Source organism: Lentzea chajnantorensis, from assembly GCF_054300775.1.
On record NZ_JBSDZT010000002.1, the window covers coordinates 2,038,746 to 2,053,740 of the forward strand.

21 protein-coding genes are annotated in these 14,995 nt (G+C 68.4%); 12 read left to right on the forward strand and 9 right to left on the reverse strand.

Going from position 1 to position 14,995, the window contains the following annotated elements; all coding sequences use genetic code 11:
- Positions 1–2: 2 nt before the first annotated feature.
- Positions 3–1,271, reverse strand: coding sequence for a 3-phosphoshikimate 1-carboxyvinyltransferase (gene aroA / locus ACVDFE_RS10875; RefSeq protein WP_458430344.1), 1,269 nt, complete (start codon positions 1,269–1,271; stop codon positions 3–5).
- A gap of 86 nt (positions 1,272–1,357) precedes the next feature.
- Here aroA and ACVDFE_RS10880 point away from each other — a divergent pair, with 86 nt between their 5' ends.
- The 4 genes from ACVDFE_RS10880 to ACVDFE_RS10895 all read left to right on the forward strand — a co-directional run bounded on the left by ACVDFE_RS10880 (position 1,358) and on the right by ACVDFE_RS10895 (position 3,831).
- Entirely contained in the window at positions 1,358–2,086 is a 729-nt protein-coding gene (locus tag ACVDFE_RS10880; RefSeq protein ID WP_458430345.1) for an SOS response-associated peptidase, read from the forward strand.
- The gene (locus tag ACVDFE_RS10885) at positions 2,083–2,694 is read left to right on the forward strand and encodes an alpha/beta hydrolase family protein (RefSeq protein ID WP_458430346.1); all 612 of its coding nucleotides are present in this window, start codon (positions 2,083–2,085) and stop codon (positions 2,692–2,694) included. Before ACVDFE_RS10880 ends, ACVDFE_RS10885 begins: the two co-directional genes overlap by 4 nt.
- Positions 2,695–2,736: 42 nt before the next feature.
- A complete protein-coding gene (locus ACVDFE_RS10890) occupies positions 2,737–3,282 on the forward strand; it encodes a DinB family protein (protein ID WP_458430347.1) in 546 nt (181 codons plus the stop codon).
- 66 nt (positions 3,283–3,348) lie between these two features.
- Positions 3,349–3,831, forward strand: coding sequence for a hypothetical protein (locus ACVDFE_RS10895; RefSeq protein ID WP_458430348.1), 483 nt, complete (start codon positions 3,349–3,351; stop codon positions 3,829–3,831).
- A gap of 22 nt (positions 3,832–3,853) precedes the next feature.
- Here the strand turns inward: ACVDFE_RS10895 and ybaK are convergent, their stop codons facing one another.
- Positions 3,854–4,330 carry a Cys-tRNA(Pro) deacylase gene (ybaK, locus tag ACVDFE_RS10900; RefSeq protein ID WP_360395128.1) on the reverse strand — a complete coding sequence of 159 codons (477 nt, stop codon included), beginning with the start codon at positions 4,328–4,330 and terminating at the stop codon, positions 3,854–3,856.
- A 109-nt stretch (positions 4,331–4,439) separates the two neighbouring features.
- Between ybaK and ACVDFE_RS10905 the strand changes: the two genes are divergently transcribed.
- Positions 4,440–5,054 (forward strand): sigma-70 family RNA polymerase sigma factor, encoded by a 615-nt coding sequence (locus tag ACVDFE_RS10905; protein ID WP_458430349.1) that lies wholly within the window; start codon positions 4,440–4,442, stop codon positions 5,052–5,054.
- A complete protein-coding gene (gene rsrA / locus ACVDFE_RS10910) occupies positions 5,051–5,311 on the forward strand; it encodes a mycothiol system anti-sigma-R factor (RefSeq protein WP_360395132.1) in 261 nt (86 codons plus the stop codon). The genes ACVDFE_RS10905 and rsrA overlap by 4 nt, the downstream gene beginning before the upstream one ends.
- 73 nt (positions 5,312–5,384) lie before the next feature.
- On the opposite strand, the gene ACVDFE_RS10915 is transcribed toward rsrA, so the two are convergent.
- On the reverse strand, positions 5,385–5,459 hold the full coding sequence (locus ACVDFE_RS10915; protein ID WP_369809028.1) for a 50S ribosomal protein bL37: 75 nt from the start codon (positions 5,457–5,459) through the stop codon (positions 5,385–5,387).
- Between the two features lie 54 nt (positions 5,460–5,513).
- Here ACVDFE_RS10915 and ACVDFE_RS10920 point away from each other — a divergent pair, with 54 nt between their 5' ends.
- Positions 5,514–6,992, forward strand: coding sequence for a sensor histidine kinase (locus ACVDFE_RS10920; protein ID WP_360395662.1), 1,479 nt, complete (start codon positions 5,514–5,516; stop codon positions 6,990–6,992).
- Positions 6,993–7,133: 141 nt separating this feature from the next.
- Here ACVDFE_RS10920 and ACVDFE_RS10925 read toward each other — a convergent pair whose 3' ends face one another.
- Together ACVDFE_RS10925 and ACVDFE_RS10930 are read right to left on the reverse strand one after the other, a co-directional pair.
- Positions 7,134–7,388 (reverse strand): WhiB family transcriptional regulator, encoded by a 255-nt coding sequence (locus ACVDFE_RS10925; protein ID WP_015104912.1) that lies wholly within the window; start codon positions 7,386–7,388, stop codon positions 7,134–7,136.
- A 252-nt stretch (positions 7,389–7,640) separates the two neighbouring features.
- A complete protein-coding gene (locus tag ACVDFE_RS10930; protein WP_458430350.1) occupies positions 7,641–8,579 on the reverse strand; it encodes a diacylglycerol/lipid kinase family protein in 939 nt (312 codons plus the stop codon).
- 251 nt (positions 8,580–8,830) lie between these two features.
- On the opposite strand from ACVDFE_RS10930, the gene ACVDFE_RS10935 reads away from it, so the two are divergent.
- From ACVDFE_RS10935 to ACVDFE_RS10945, 3 genes are all read left to right on the forward strand, one after another.
- A complete protein-coding gene (locus ACVDFE_RS10935; protein ID WP_360395138.1) occupies positions 8,831–9,247 on the forward strand; it encodes a hypothetical protein in 417 nt (138 codons plus the stop codon).
- 82 nt (positions 9,248–9,329) lie between these two features.
- Positions 9,330–10,046 (forward strand): S1 family peptidase, encoded by a 717-nt coding sequence (locus ACVDFE_RS10940; protein WP_360395140.1) that lies wholly within the window; start codon positions 9,330–9,332, stop codon positions 10,044–10,046.
- A gap of 168 nt (positions 10,047–10,214) precedes the next feature.
- On the forward strand, positions 10,215–11,033 hold the full coding sequence (locus ACVDFE_RS10945; protein WP_458430351.1) for an SAM-dependent methyltransferase: 819 nt from the start codon (positions 10,215–10,217) through the stop codon (positions 11,031–11,033).
- Positions 11,034–11,147: 114 nt separating this feature from the next.
- Here ACVDFE_RS10945 and ACVDFE_RS10950 read toward each other — a convergent pair whose 3' ends face one another.
- From ACVDFE_RS10950 to ACVDFE_RS10960, 3 genes are all read right to left on the reverse strand, one after another.
- Positions 11,148–11,528, reverse strand: coding sequence for a DUF5684 domain-containing protein (locus ACVDFE_RS10950; protein WP_360395144.1), 381 nt, complete (start codon positions 11,526–11,528; stop codon positions 11,148–11,150).
- Positions 11,529–11,643: 115 nt separating this feature from the next.
- Positions 11,644–12,117, reverse strand: coding sequence for an N-acetyltransferase family protein (locus ACVDFE_RS10955; protein WP_458430352.1), 474 nt, complete (start codon positions 12,115–12,117; stop codon positions 11,644–11,646).
- Positions 12,117–12,713 carry a histidine phosphatase family protein gene (locus ACVDFE_RS10960; protein WP_360395150.1) on the reverse strand — a complete coding sequence of 199 codons (597 nt, stop codon included), beginning with the start codon at positions 12,711–12,713 and terminating at the stop codon, positions 12,117–12,119. Before ACVDFE_RS10960 ends, ACVDFE_RS10955 begins: the two co-directional genes overlap by 1 nt.
- A gap of 68 nt (positions 12,714–12,781) precedes the next feature.
- On the opposite strand from ACVDFE_RS10960, the gene ACVDFE_RS10965 reads away from it, so the two are divergent.
- Positions 12,782–12,973: a hypothetical protein gene (locus ACVDFE_RS10965; protein WP_458430353.1), complete on the forward strand. Its 192-nt coding sequence runs from the start codon at positions 12,782–12,784 to the stop codon at positions 12,971–12,973.
- A gap of 146 nt (positions 12,974–13,119) precedes the next feature.
- Here the strand turns inward: ACVDFE_RS10965 and ACVDFE_RS10970 are convergent, their stop codons facing one another.
- The gene (locus tag ACVDFE_RS10970; RefSeq protein ID WP_458430354.1) at positions 13,120–13,347 is read right to left on the reverse strand and encodes a hypothetical protein; all 228 of its coding nucleotides are present in this window, start codon (positions 13,345–13,347) and stop codon (positions 13,120–13,122) included.
- Positions 13,348–14,160: 813 nt separating this feature from the next.
- Between ACVDFE_RS10970 and ACVDFE_RS10975 the strand changes: the two genes are divergently transcribed.
- On the forward strand, positions 14,161–14,835 hold the full coding sequence (locus ACVDFE_RS10975; protein WP_458430355.1) for an NPCBM/NEW2 domain-containing protein: 675 nt from the start codon (positions 14,161–14,163) through the stop codon (positions 14,833–14,835).
- The last annotated feature ends 160 nt before the right edge of the window (positions 14,836–14,995 follow it).

Genomic DNA, 14,995 nt, shown 5'->3' on the forward strand with positions numbered 1-14,995 from the left:
TGCTACGCGCCTCCGCCGAGCATCGCGTCCCACATCCCCGGGAAGTCGGGGATCGTCTTGGTCGTCGACCCGATGTCGTCGACCGAGACGCCCGGCACCACCAGCCCGATGATCGCGCCCGCGGTGGCCATCCGGTGGTCGGCGTAGGCCTTCCACACCCCGCCGTGCAGCGGTGCCGGCTCGATCACGAGCCCGTCCTCGGTCTCGGAGGCGTTGCCGCCCAGCGCGTTGATCTCGTTCACCAGCGCGGCGATGCGGTCCGTCTCGTGGCCGCGGATGTGCGCGACACCGCGGATCTGCGTGCGACCGCGAGCCACCGTCGCGAGCGCTGCCACCGTGGGCGTCAGCTCGCTCTCGTCGCGCAGGTCGATGTCCACTCCGGACAGCTCAGCCGGTCCGCGCACGGTGAGCCCCTCCTCCGACACCTCGACCGCACAGCCCATGCGTTCCAGGATGCCGCGCACCGCGTCACCGGGCTGGGTGGTCCGCGCGGGCCAGTGCGGGATCGTGACCTGGCCCCCGGTCACCGCGGCGGCCGCGAGGAACACCGTCGCGTTCGACAGGTCCGGCTCCACGTGCCACGTCCGCGCCGCGATCGGGCCCGGCTCGACGTGCCACGCGCTGCTGCCGTCGGTCTCCACCGCGACCCCGACCGAGCGCAGCGTCTGCACCGTCATGTCGATGTGCGGCAACGAGGGCACCGGCCGGCCCGAGTGCCGCACCGTCACGCCCTTGTCGTAGCGCGCCGCCGACAGCAGCAGCCCGGACACGAACTGCGACGAGCCCGACGCGTCGATCGTGACCTCGCCACCGGCCAGCGAACCGCTGCCGCGCAACGTGAACGGCAGCGCGTCACCCTCGACGTCCGCACCGAGCGCGCGCAACGCGTCCAGCACCGTGCTCATCGGGCGCACCCGCGCGTGCGGGTCGCCGTCGAACCTGATCTCGCCCTCGGCCAGCGCGGCGGCCGGCGGCAGGAACCGCATGACCGTGCCCGCGAGCCCGCAGTCGACGTCGGCCGGTCCGCGCAACGCGCCCGGCGTGACGTCCCAGCCGCCGTCCTCCCGGTCGATGATCCCGACGCCCAGCGACGTGAGCGCCTTCACCATCAACACGGTGTCGCGGCTGCGCAACGGCGCGTGCACCGCGGACGGCCCGTCGGCCAGTGCCGCGAGCACCAGGACGCGGTTCGTGATCGACTTCGAGCCGGGCACCGGCACCGTGGAGTGGACTGGGCCGGACGCGCTGGGGGCTGACCAGTGCTGAGTCATGCCCGGAATGATCCCGCACGGCGTCGAGGGCGGCTCGCACAGGTGTTCCCGACGTGCGACGATTGCGACTTCGGAGGTGATCGGTTTTGTGTGGTAGGTACGCCTCCACCAAGGACCCGGCGCTGCTCGCGGCCGAGTTCGAAGCGGTGGACGCCACCGGCGACGAGGCGCCGGGGGCGGACTACAACATCGCTCCCACCAAGCACGTCATGGCGGTGGTCGAGCGCAAGCCGGAGGACGAGGACCTGGAGCGCAGCATCCGCGTGATGCGCTGGGGCCTCGTCCCGCACTGGGCCAAGGACCTCTCCGGCGCGGCGAAGATGATCAACGCCCGCGCGGAGACCGTGCTGTCCAAGCCCGCGTACAAGCAGTCGGCGATGAAGCGCCGGTGCATCATCCCGGCCACCGGCTGGTACGAGTGGCAGCCGGGCGAGGGCCGCAAGCAGCCGTACTTCATGACGCTCGGGGACGACGCGTCCCTCGCGCTGGCGGGCATCTGGTCCGTGTGGTGGAAGGACGACGTCCCGACCGTGACGTGCGCGGTGCTGACGACGGACGCCATCGGCGCGCTGACCGAGGTGCACCACCGGATGCCGTTGCTGCTGCCGCCCGACCGCTGGTCGGCGTGGCTCGACCCGTCCTCGCTCGACCCGAGCGGGCTGCTCGCGCCGGACCCGTCGATCGTCGACGCGCTGGAGCTGCGCCCGGTCTCCACCGCGGTGAACAGCGTGAAGAACAACAACCCGTCGTTGCTGGACCGCGTCTCGCTCACCGAGGACGGGACGCCCGCACCCACCGCGGTCGAGCTGTCGTGACGACGCTGTCGGTGGACACGCCGCACGGCCCCGCACGGGCCTCCCTGCACTGCGCCCACGAACCGCGGGCCGCGCTGCTGCTCGGCCACGGCGCCGGCGGCGGCGTCGAGGCACCCGACCTGGTGGCCGCGTGCCACGCCGCGAACTCCGTCGGCGTGCACGTGGCCCTGGTCGAACAGCCCTACCGCGTGGTCGGCCGCCGTGCCCCCGCACCGGCGGGCCAGCTCGACACGGCGTGGCTCGCGGTGGTCGACGACCTGGGCGAACGCTGGTTCGACGGCCTGCCGCTGGTGTTCGGCGGCCGGTCGTCGGGCGCCCGCGTGGCCTGCCGGACGAGCGTCGAGGGCCAGGCCGTGGCGGTGCTGTGCCTGGCGTTCCCGGTGCACCCGCCGGGCAAGCCGGAGAAGTCCCGGATGGCCGAGCTGGACGGCGTCGAGGTCGCCACCCTGGTCGTGCAGGGCGAGAACGACCCGTTCGGCCGCCCGGTGCGCGCCCCGCACCGCGAGGTCGTGCTGCTGAACGGCGACCACTCGCTGAAGGCCTCCATCGCGGACGTGGGCCGGTGCGTGGGCGAGTGGCTTGACCGCGTGCTGCGGCCGCTCGACTGAATCACCTGCTGGGACGGGGTCGCGCCGTTACTGTCCCGCCCCATGACCGTTATCGACGAGCAGGGCAGACCAGAACCTCCGACCGACGGCGACGAGCTCGCCACCCTGACCGGGTTCCTCGACTTCCAGCGCGCCACCCTCGCGTGGAAGACCGAGGGCCTCACCGCCCAGCAGCTGGCCATGACCACCGCCAAGTCCGAGATGACCCTCGGCGGCCTGGTCAAGCACCTCGCGTACGTCGAGCAGCAGTGGTTCCACGTCGTGCTGCACGACCGCGAGCCGCTGGAGCCGTGGAAGAGCGTGGACTGGAAGGCCGACCACGACTGGGACTGGCACTCGGCCGCCGACCACGCACCGGAGGAGCTCCTCGCGCTGTGGCAGGACGAGGTCGGCCGTTCCCGCGAGGCCGTCGAGGAGGCGCTGACGACCGGCGACCTCGGCCAGGCGGCCAAGCGCAAACCGTGGCGCGGCGATGACCGCACGGTGAGCCTGCGCTGGATCCTCACGCACATGGTCGAGGAGTACAGCCGCCACAACGGCCACGCCGACCTGTTGCGCGAGGCGGTCGACGGCCGAACGGGCGAATGACAACCGATCGGGGCTCTGCGGCGTTCACCTGGAAGTAGACGAACGCCACATGATCGGGGAGAACTCGTGAACAAGATCCGTCCGACCGCCGTCGCACTGGCCGGTGCCGCCCTCCTGGCCGCCGCGGGCACTCCCGCGCAGGCCGAGACGCCGTGGTGCACCGGCGACGACCTGGTGATCACCGCCCACGACATGCGTCCGACGACGAGCCCGAACAAGGGGCACGTCATCAGGTTCGCGGCCGTCGAGGGCGTCACCTGCACGATCGGCGGCAGCCTGAGCAACGTGCGGTTCCTCGACGCCGAGGGCCGGGACCTCAACGTCCCGCTGACCGGCGGCCAGGGCCCGTACACCGAGGCGACGGTCCACGGGATCTTCAGCGCCGTGGCCTACGTCGGCTCGCCGAAGAAGAGCGACACCGTGACCCCGGCGTTCATCCGGTTCGACCTGCCGGGCAAGGGCAGCCTCGGTGCCAGGGTCACCACGGCGTGGCCGTCGTGGGTCGGCACGCCCGTGCAGTTCACGAACATCGGCTGGCCGGTGAGCTGACCGTTGCCGAGACCGGAACGTGCTAGGCGCTGATCGAGGCCACCACGGCACCGGTGAGCCGCACCAGCTCGGCCGGCGCGATCTCCACCTCGAGCCCGCGCCGGCCCGCGCTGCAGAACACCGTCTCGAACTCCAGCGCGGAGGCGTCCACCACGACCGGGAGGCGCTTCTTCTGCCCGAGCGGCGAGATCCCGCCCGCGACGTACCCGGTGGCGCGCTCGGCGTCGGTGACCACGGCCATCTTCGCCTTCTTGCCCTTCAACGCCGCCGCCAGCGCCTTGAGGTCGAGCTGCACCGTCACCGGCACGACGCCGACCGCGAGCTTGCCGTCGACCTCGGCGACCAGGGTCTTGAGCACACGGCCCGGCACCAGGCCGAGCGCCTCCGCGGCCTCCAGCCCGTACGACTCGTGGCGGGGGTCGTGCTCGTACGAGTGCAAGGTGTGCGCCACCCGCTGCTTGTCCAGCAGCGCTGTGGCGGGGGTCCCACGTCCGGCCATGCGGAATTACTACCAGCACGTCCGTGTTGGTCAGGACGTGGCTACGAACACGCTCGAGCGGCCCCGCGTAGAGTCAGCACCGACCCAGGACCTGTGGGAAGGGAGCGCGGTGCCCGCCACCGGCACGACGGAGACGACGGCGGAGCGCGCCGCGCGTTTCGAGCGCGATGCAATGCCGATGCTCGACCAGCTGTACTCGGCGGCGTTGCGCATGACCCGCAACCCGGCGGATGCCGAGGACCTCGTCCAGGAGACCTACCTCAAGGCCTACTCGGCGTTCGCGTCCTTCTCGGAGGGCACGAACCTCAAGGCCTGGTTGTACCGGATCCTGACGAACACCTACATCAACGGCTACCGCAAGAAGCAGCGCCAGCCGATCCAGCAGCCGACCGAGGAGATCACGGACTGGCAGCTGGCGCAGGCGGAGAGCCACACCTCGGCCGGGCTGCGCAGCGCGGAGGTCGAGGCACTCGACAACCTGCCTGACAGCGACGTGAAGGAAGCATTGCAGCGGTTGCCGGAGGAGTTCCGGATCGCGGTCTACCTCGCCGATGTCGAAGGCTTCGCGTACAAGGAGATCGCAGACATCATGGGCACCCCGATCGGCACGGTGATGTCCCGGTTGCACCGGGGCCGTCGCCAGCTCCGCGACCTGCTCGCGGACACCGCACGCGAGCGCGGCTTCCTCCGCGGTGGCAACGGTGGCAACGGAGACGCGTCATGAACTGCGGCGAACCCCACGAGACCGACTGCTCCGAGGTCCTGTCCGAGGTCTGGCTGTTCCTCGACCAGGAGTGCGACCAGGGTCGTCGCGCGGCACTGCAGACCCACCTCGACGAGTGCCACCCGTGCCTGGAGCAGTTCGGGCTGGAGGAGCACCTCAAGGCGCTGCTCGCGCGCAAGTGTGGCGGCGATTACGCCCCCGCCGACCTGAAGGCGCGCATCCGGGCCACGATCGTGGAGATCCGCACCGAGGACTGAGCGCCTCGCACACCGCCCCAGAACAACGAAAAGGCCTGGTCACCGTCGTGGTGGCCAGGCCTTTTCGCAGCACTCAGGCGTTGGGGCGCTTGCCTCGGTTGGCGCCGCCCTTTTTGCGGTCGCGGCGCTTGCGAGCACGCTTCGACATGGGTGTCTCCTAGGATCAGAACTGCTTCACCGACCAGTTTCTCATGGAGGAGTTCTGTCTACTCTCACGGACCTGCTGGCCGAGCACACCAAGCTCTCCGGCGCCGCCGCCGACCACCTCCAACTGGTGGTGGCGGAGTGGCAGCTCCTCTCCGACCTCTCGTTCGCGGACTTCCTGCTGTGGGTGCCGCTGGACGACGACGTCTTCCTGTGCGTGGCCCAGGCCCGGCCCACGACGGCGCCCACCGCCCACCCCGAGGACGTGGTCGGCAGCGAGGTGCGCTCGGACGAGCACCCGCAGCTGCGCCGGGCGATGGACGAGTCGCGGATCTGCCGCGAGGAGGACCCCCGCTGGCACCTGGGCGTGCCGGTGCGGCGCGAGACCATCCCGGTGCGGCTGGGCACGCAGGTCATCGCGGTGCTGAGCCGCAGCACGAACCTGGCCGTGCCGCGGGTGCCGTCGCCGTTGGAGATCTCCTACCTGGGCAGCGCGGCCGACCTGTGCCAGATGATCGCGGACGGCACGTTCCCCGCGCCCGAACCGTCGCCGGACGTGCACACCAGCCCGCGCGTCGGTGACGGCCTGATCCGGCTCGACCCGTCCGGTGCGGTGGTGTTCGCCTCGCCGAACGCGCTGTCGGCCTACCACCGCATGGGGCACGCGTCCGACCTGGTCGGCGTGCACCTGGCGCCGCTGACCCGCAGCCTGATCGGTGACCCGTTCGACGCGACCGAGGTCGCCCAGCGCATCCGGCAGGCGCTCGACGGGCAGCCGTCGATGCGCATGGAGGCCGAGTCGCGCCGCGGTGCCGCGGTCCTCTTCCGGTCGTTGCCCCTTCGGCCACGGGGTCAGGCGGCGGGCGCGATCGTGCTGTGCCGCGACGTCACCGAGGTCCGCCGCCGCGACCGCGCGCTGATGTCGAAGGACGCGACGATCCGCGAGATCCACCACCGGGTCAAGAACAACCTGCAGACCGTGGCGGCGCTGCTGCGGCTGCAGTCGCGCCGGCTGTCGAACCCGGAGGCCAAGGAGGCGCTCGCCGAGTCGGTGCGCCGGGTCACCTCGATCGCGCTCGTGCACGAGACGCTGTCGATGTCCGTCGACGAACGCGTCGACCTCGACGACGTCATCGACAAGGTCATCCCGATGATGGGCGACGTCGCCGTCACCGAGACCCAGGTGAAGGTGCGCCGCGAGGGCGGGTTCGGCATCGTCTCCTCGGAGATCGCGACCCCGCTCGTCATGGTGCTGACCGAGCTCGTGCAGAACGCGTTCGAGCACGCCTACGCCCCTGGCCAGCGCGGGGAGGTCGTCGTGCACAGCGAGCGCTCGGCGAAGTGGCTCGACGTGACGATCTCCGACGACGGCAAGGGCCTGCCGCCCGGTTTCTCCCTGGAACGCACGGATCGTCTCGGTCTGCAGATCGTGCGGACCCTCGTCGACTCCGAACTGAGGGGCTCGTTGAGCTTGCGACGGAGGCCCCGAGGCGGTACAGAGGCGGTCCTGCGCGTGCCGCTGCGGGGGCGGCGCTAAACTGGCCTCGTGCACACGTGACGACCAGCCTCAGCGGTCTCACGTGGTCATGCGGGAGGGTGTGCAAACAAGAAAAGAACCCGACACCTGGCACGGTGTCGGGTTCTTCTCTATGTGTGCTTGTCGCGGCGAACAGCCTGCTCAGGCGTTGCTGCGGGCGCGCGTGCGAGCGTTGCGGCGCTTGAGAGCGCGACGCTCGTCTTCGCTCATCCCGCCCCAGACGCCGGCGTCCTGGCCGCTCTCCAGTGCCCACGCGAGGCAGTCGGAGACGACGGGGCAACGGCGGCAGACGGTCTTCGCCTCGGCGATCTGAAGCAGCGCGGGACCACTGTTCCCAACGGGGAAGAACAGCTCGGGGTCCTCGTCGCGGCAGATCGCGCGGTGGCGCCAGTCCATTGGAACTACTCCTCAGCCTTGGCGCGCACAAAGGCACGCCGGTTGTCAGCGGTCGTTTTGGGGTGCTTGTGAATGCTTTCACGAACGGCTGGGATGTCAAGGGGTTGGCACCAACCCGGTGAGTGAACTCACCCAAAAGATCGACAGCGTTCACCTGGGGTTTCACGCTCTGCTGTCACTCGATTGCTCTACATCCCGGATGGGTAGCGAGACGGTTACAGAACGATCACGGACCGTCGAGTTCGCCCTGCGTCACACAGCTACGGTCAACGCCTGGGGAACCGCCCGGAACTCCACCTGGGTCGTCGTGCCGAGGAAGTCGCCATCCACCTGCAGGTTGGCGGGTTCCTCGCTCTTCACTTTGACATATTCGACGTCATCGCGCCGCACGAGTTTCGGGCTCTTCGGGTTCCCGGTGGCCAGCACCTGTGTGATGTAGCGCGCAACGGTCGGCGGTCGCAATGTCGTGAGCGCCGACAGGCCCAGCCCGTTGTCGAACGAGGTGCTCGGGTTCAGGTGGATGTCGTTGTCCCCGAAGTACGTCCACGGGTCCGTGTTGGACACGAACACCATGCCGACATCGAACTGCGGCTCGTCCGGCACCTCGACGGTGAAGCGCTCCGGCGTGCGCACGAGCTTCGCGTACGCCTTGAGCGCCACCGCCAGGTAGAGCGCCGGGCTCGCGTTGCGGCCGCGGGCGCGCTTGGCCTCGACACCGGCCACGACGTCGGCGTCCAGGCCGATGCCCGCGTTGAAGGTGAACCAGCGGCCCTCGTCGCGGCCGATGACGTCGGAGAAGACCTGGCCGAGGCCGATGCGGCGGGTCGTGCCGTTCTCGATGGCCTGCAGCAGGACGTGCGTGGCCTCGACGGGGTCGCGCGGGATGCCCAGCGCGCCCGCGAAGACGTTCGCGGAACCGCCGGGGACGACGCCCAGCATCGGGGTGCCGGGGCGGGGGCCGTCCAGCAGGATGCCGTTGACGACCTCGTTGACCGTGCCGTCGCCGCCGTGGGCGATGACCAGGTCGAACCCGTCCTTGACCGCCTGCGCGGCCGCGTCGAGCGCGTGGCCGCGGTAGGAGGTCTGGACGATCTCCAGCTTCACGTCGGAGGCGAGTGCGTGCGCCAGCACGTCGCGACCCGCCGGCGTCGTTGTAGTCGCCTGGGGGTTCACCACGAGAAGAGCGCGCACCACTTGAGGGTAGGACAATGCGTGACCGCTCGCGGTTCGCATGTCCTCCCTCGGAGCGACTCCAGCCTCACGAAAGTGGCGTAGATCTCCCTCCCGCTCGCACCGCGCCGAGCCCGCAGGCGAGTGCACCCCGGACGACCGCCGGCTCGCTGAAGGCCCCTTGATCTTCCCCCTCCCGGCGTGCTCGCAGAGCCCTCCAACCGGGTGGCCTACGATCCGTGACCAGTACAGAACGTGAGGAAAGGTCGCCTGTGACTACCGGTACCCCGGCCCCGCCGCGCGCGGTGCGGACCGCCGCCGCACTCACCTTCGTCCAGGGGCTCGGCGGCATCGCACTGGCCGGCGCGCTCGTCCTGCGGGTGCTGCAGGGCGCTCCCTCCGCAGGTCCGGTGCTCGGAGCCGCCGGTGTGCTCGTGCTGTGGTTCGGCGGGGTGATCTTCGCCTGCGTGATGCTGTTCCGCGGCCGGCACGGCGCCCGCACGCCCGTGATCGTCACGCAGCTGCTGCTCCTGGGCTGCGCCTGGTACGCCTACGGCCCGTCCGAACAGCCGCTCATCGGATCTCTGGGCGGCATCTACTGCGTCGTGGTGCTCGTCCTGCTCTTCACCCGCGACGGCCGGGAGTGGGCGCTCGGTTTGCCGAGCGTCGAAGAAGACAAAGCCGACTAACGGAGGGTGGTCACGGTCACGCAGTCGGGTGAAGCTGTCGGTGGTTGCTTAACCACTCCCTGCACTCACGAGGTGACCAACCATGCGTTTCAAGACCGCGATCGCGAGCGCTTTCCTGGCGGCGCTTTCCCTCGCACCCATGACGGCGACGGCCACGGCCGCGCCGGAAGAGCCGAGCATGTCGCCGATGATCATCGGCGGCAGCTACGCGCAGAACTTCCCGTACGCCGCCCGCCTGTTCTTCAACGGGCGGGAGAACTGCTCCGCCACGAAGATCGCACCTCAGTGGATCCTGACCGCTGAGCACTGCGTCTCGGGCAGCGGCACGTACACGTTCCGCGCGGGCAGCCTGGACCAGACGTCCGGTGGCCAGCTGGTCACCGCGACCCAGATCATCAAGCACCCGTCGGCCGACCTCGCGCTCGCGCGGGTCGGCACGTCGATGTCGGCGCCGTTCGCGCCGCTCGGCACGACGTCGGACGTGGCCAACGGCAACACCGTGCAGCTCTACGGCTGGGGTGCCACCTGCACCAACCAGCCGGAGATCAACTGCCAGTCGCGCTACCTCAAGGTCGCGAACACCCGCGTGACGTCGGTCAACGGTCGTGACTACCGCGGTGGCACCGCGGTGGCCGTGACCCGCGTCGACGGCATCGCCGCCGGCGGTGACTCGGGTGGCCCGATGTTCTCCAACGGCAAGCAGGTCGGTGTCGCCTCGACGTCGGACCGCTCGACGCGGTCCAACTACACCCACGTCGGCGTGTACCGCTCCTGGATCCGCCAGTACGCGGGCGTCTGATCCCGAAGTAACGCGGGGGCCCCGCGTTCCTCTCAGGGGAACGCGGGGCTCCCGCGTGTCACGTGGAAGCACGTGCGTATGTCACCGAGCGTGTTCACGAATGGTGGATGGACACGAACGGAGTAGCCAGCTACCGTGCTGCCAGCGTTCGCGCCGCTCGGGAGCAGGGTGAGGTGCGCAGTGCAGGACGGCCCGCAGCGGGTGACGACAGGCAGCAGTTCCGAACGACCCAACGAGGCGCGCCTCTTCGACTACTACCTCGGCGGCGCCCACAACTTCGCGGTTGACCGGGCTCTCGCCGAGGAGACGATCAAGCAGTTCCCCATCGCCGAGATGGCCCGCACGATCAGGTCGTTCTCCCGCCGGGTGGTGCGCTTCTGCGCCGAGGACCTCGGCATCCGCCAGTTCCTCGACCTCGGCAGCGGCATCCCGACCGTCGGCAACGTCCACGAGGTGGCCCAGGCCGTCGACCCCTCGTGCCACGTCGTGTACGTGGACCGCGACCCGGTCGCCGTCGCCCACTCCCGCACGATGCTGCGCGAGAACCTCAACGCCGCCATCGTCCAGGCCGACATCTGCGACGTCGGCGCCGTGCTGCGCGACCAGGAGACCCGCCGCCTGCTCGACTTCGAGAAGCCGGTGGCCGTCCTGATGATCGGCATCCTCCCGTACGTCCACGAGGACCCCACCGGTGTCGTCGCGCGCTACCGGGCCGCGGTGAGCGGGGGGAGCGTGCTGGCGCTGACCCACCTGACCCGCGACGTGGAACCCGAGCTCGTCGACAAGCTCGTGACCCTGGCGGACGGCCTGCAGACGCCCCTCGTGCCGCGCACGAAGCAGGACGTCGAGGAGTTCGTCTGCGGCCTGGAACTGCTCGAACCGGGCCTCGTGCTCGCCGCGCACTGGCGGGCCGACGGTGAGCTGCCCGGCGGTTCGGCGGCGGCCGACGCGTCGACTTACGGTGCCGTCGCGCTCATCCGGGACTGACGAGCAGGTAGCGCTCGTCCCAGAAGCTCGTCACGGCGCGCGGCTCCTCCTCCGGCGGGAACGGCGAAGGCCGGGCCCCAGAGGTGGGCCCGGCCTGGTCGTTTTGCTGCCGCGTCAGCCCCGGTAGGCGCCGCCGGCCGCGGCCGGGCCCTGGTACTGCGCGCTGCCGAAGCCGAGCATCGGGTAGCCGATGAAGCCGAACAGCCACAGCCCGAAGAACCCGAACACGCCGCTCTTGCCGAACGACTTCGCGATGTCGAGCGACACGATGATCGAGATCACGAGGTTGACGAGCGGGATGATCATCAGGATCAGCCACCAGCCCGGACGGCCGGCGACCTTCAGCCAGACGTAGATGTTGTAGATCGGGATGATGGCGGCCCAGCCGGGCTTGCCGGCCTTGCTGAACGTCGCCCACATGCCGGCGATGACGAGCACCGCGAACACGAGGCTGAAGATCAGGGAGCCGGTGCTCGAGCCGGAGTCTTCGTACACGGTAGGTCCTTCCAGGATTTGCCGGGGATCGGCGACGCGGGACGCTGCCAGCACCGAGCACCGGTCCTCAGTGGAATTCCCGTTTCGTGAGCCTTTCGAGACCTTCCGTCAACCTTCAGCGTGCAGCGCCGAGCTCCCGCAGCGCGTGATCGGCCACCCGCATCACCGTCCACTCGTCCATCGGGACGGCACCCAGCGACTTGTAGAACCCGATCGACGGCTCGTTCCAGTTGAGCACCCACCACTGCAGCCGGGTGTACCCGCGCTCGACGCATTCCCGCGCGAGCACCTCCAGCAGCTGCTTGCCGAGGCCCTTGCCGCGCTGCTCCGGCGTGACGTAGAGGTCTTCGAGGTAGATGCCGTGCACGCCGTCCCACGTCGAGAAGTTGAGGAACCACAACGCCATGCCGACGACCTGACCGTCCACTTCGGCCACGTGCCCGAACAGCGCGGGGTGCTCGCCGAACAGCGCCGTCCGCAGCTGCTCGGCCGTGAGGTGGCACTGCTCCGGCGCCCGTTCGTAGAGCGCGAGCTCGTGCACCAGCCGCACGACCGCGTCGACGTCGCGCGGTTCCACCCGCCGGATCATCACACCTCCCAGGCAGGCACGTTGAGCCTGCGCACCTGCGGGTCGCCCCGCTCGTCGCCCAGCTGGCAGGTGCCGGCCGGGTCCAGTCCGAAGTGGACGCCCTGGTCGGGCGCCAGCCCCAGCCACGCGGCGATCAGCACGCGGCTGAAGTGGCCGTGGCCGACCAGCACCACGTCACCACCGGGCAGGACGCGGCGCACCTCGGCGAGCACCTTGCGGGCCCGCTCCTGCACCTCCGCGTGCGTCTCGCCGCCGGGCATCGGGTGCGTCCACACGGTCCAGCCCGGCACGCGCTCGCGGATCTGCGGCGTGGTGATGCCCTCGTAGTCGCCGTAGTCCCACTCGGCCAGGTCCTCGGTCGTCGCCGTGATCTCCAGTCCGGCCAGCTCCGCCGTCCTGGTGGCGCGCTGCCGCGGGCTCGTCAGCACGAGCGCGGGCGCCTGGTCCGTCGCTCTGAGCCGGGCGAGCGTGGCGCCCGCCCTGCGTGCCTGCTGCTCGCCCTCGGGCGTCAGCTCGATGTCGGTGCGTCCCGTGTGCCTGCCGCTCTCGGACCACTCGGTCTGGCCGTGGCGCAGCAGGTAGAGGTGGGTGCTCACCTGTTCGATCCTAAGGAGTGGCCGCGACCACGTTTGGGGGAGTCTCCGTTCGAGGTACCCCGCTCGCCATGACCTCCGAGCCCCACGACCACGGCGAGCCCGACGAGGTGGATGCCCGGGAGATCCGCGAGGCCTTCGGGGTGCGCGTCGCGCGCATCCGGGCCGAGCTGCACGTCGACGTGGAACAAGCTGCGGCAGAACGAACGCGACGCCGACAACGGGGGAGAATGACCTCCTGGCGCTCGACTCTGGGCGCATAGGTCGTCGAACAACCCGCAGACGCAAAACGACGCTGGCCCGCGAACGAATTCGCAGGCCAGCGTCGTTCACAAGGCTGAGGGAATCAGCCCTGCTTGGTCTCCCAGAAGATCTTGTCGATTTGTCCGGGAACACGCCTTGAGCTGCACTAATGGGTCTCGGCGGGGACTTGGGCCGTCTCCGGGCCGTCACTGTGGAGCTGGGCCAGGAACCCGTCGATCACGCCCTTGGTCTGCGGGATGTTCTCGGGGATGAGGTGCGTGTACGTCGCAAGGGTGAACGTGGGGTCCGCGTGCCCGAGTAGTTCCGACACGGTCTTGATCGACTCGCGGCCGTCGAGCAGGACCGAGGCGTACAGGTAACGCAGGTTGTGCATGCCGTTTTCGTACCGGCCCGCGGGCACCCCCGCCCCGACGAGCGCAGGCTCCCTTGTGGTGCTCAGGCAATTGGGCAGCGTCGGCCTTCACTTACTTGCGGCGGGCGACAAGAAGTAGGGCCTGGACCGGCTGGGCGGGACGGCGACCAAACGAATTCACCAAGGTCCGCAAGGCCAAAAGATCATGTCCTCGCCGGGGCAGGCGGGCAGTCTGATGACGCGAAGCCGTCGATAGTTCGCGAACCAGCACAACCAGGATTCATGTCATCCGCTGATCTCTATGAGAGCAGCCACACCCGCTAGGGGTAAACCCGCTCAAGCTCTCGTCCGTAGCGAAGGTGTCCCTTGGCACGTACGGTTGGACGGATCATTCCTCCAGACAAAATTCGCCCGTTCAACCCGTACGGCCGACTGCGATGAGGGCTCTTCTCAATAGAGGCCATGGCACTGTTGGACCTGATGTAGCCGAAATCTGCAACCCTGACGGCGCGTAGGCAAGTATTTTCACCCAAAAGAGTGACGTATCCCTGATCGAGCGGCCGGATAAGCTACGCAGCGCATCAGCCGCTACTGAACCGTGAGATCCGCAACCTGTCATCCTTGTTCGCTTCCGTCACGTTTTCGCAAGCCTCAGACATCAGGAGCAAGGTCACCGGACCTGCTTACCTGTTCGGCAGATGCCCTTCTCGTTGCCGGTACATGGGCGGCTCATGCCGACAGGAGGTGCACCTCCGACCTGAACCTGCCACCGTTGCCATCGAGGCTCGCCCGAGCGGGTGGCACGCCAGTCACGATATGTACAGCGGAGACCCAATGAACCTGTTGTGGGCACTAGCGGCAGTCTTGGTGGCTGTGGCCATCGGGATCTTGTCAAACTGGCTCCCAAAGCCAGCAAAAATGCCAACCGTTGCCGTTGTGGTTGCCTTGCTGTTGTTCGCTTTAGCAAGTGTAATCATAACGACCGGTAAGGATGACAACCATTCAGGTAAGATTGAACCGACGGAACGGCCATCAAGTTCCGGCGATCTCAACCCAACTGTATCCACCTTCGATAACCCAAGCGGTGAAGTTGGTAAGGATGCATTCGTGTCGGACATAGAGCCGGCGGGGGCTTTGGGAAATTTTGTCGACCGGCGCGCAGCCGAAATTGATGGACGCAGCTACGCGAAGAGTGTTATTACGGTCTGTCATAATCCTAAAGACGAAAGTCCGGCGGTGTACACTTTGGGTAAAAGCTATGCTAGCCTAACTGCCGTTGTTGGAGTTGAGGGAAAGTGGCCCTTTAATTATTCGTCGACAGTTTCAATAAAGGGTGACGGTAGAACGCTGAAAAGCCTTACCGTGGGCGTAAGTAGGTCGCAGTCGATATCGGTTGACATTAGGAATGTGAACCGCCTGGAGCTTCATTGTTCCTTTGCGATTGAGGAAGGCAAGGCTGGAGGCTATGTAATTGAGGTTGCATTCGGTGACGCCAAAATCATCAAATGACCCTAAGGAGTTTTATGAGAATCTTTGCGCAGGCAGGAGCTTGCATCCAGTGCAATGCGCTGTTGTCGACGAACAGCAGCACGGCCGCGCCGACTAGTGAATAGCACGGTCCACCTTGGCGGTTTGTCCGGGTACATGCCCCGAACTGCGAAAACGGGTG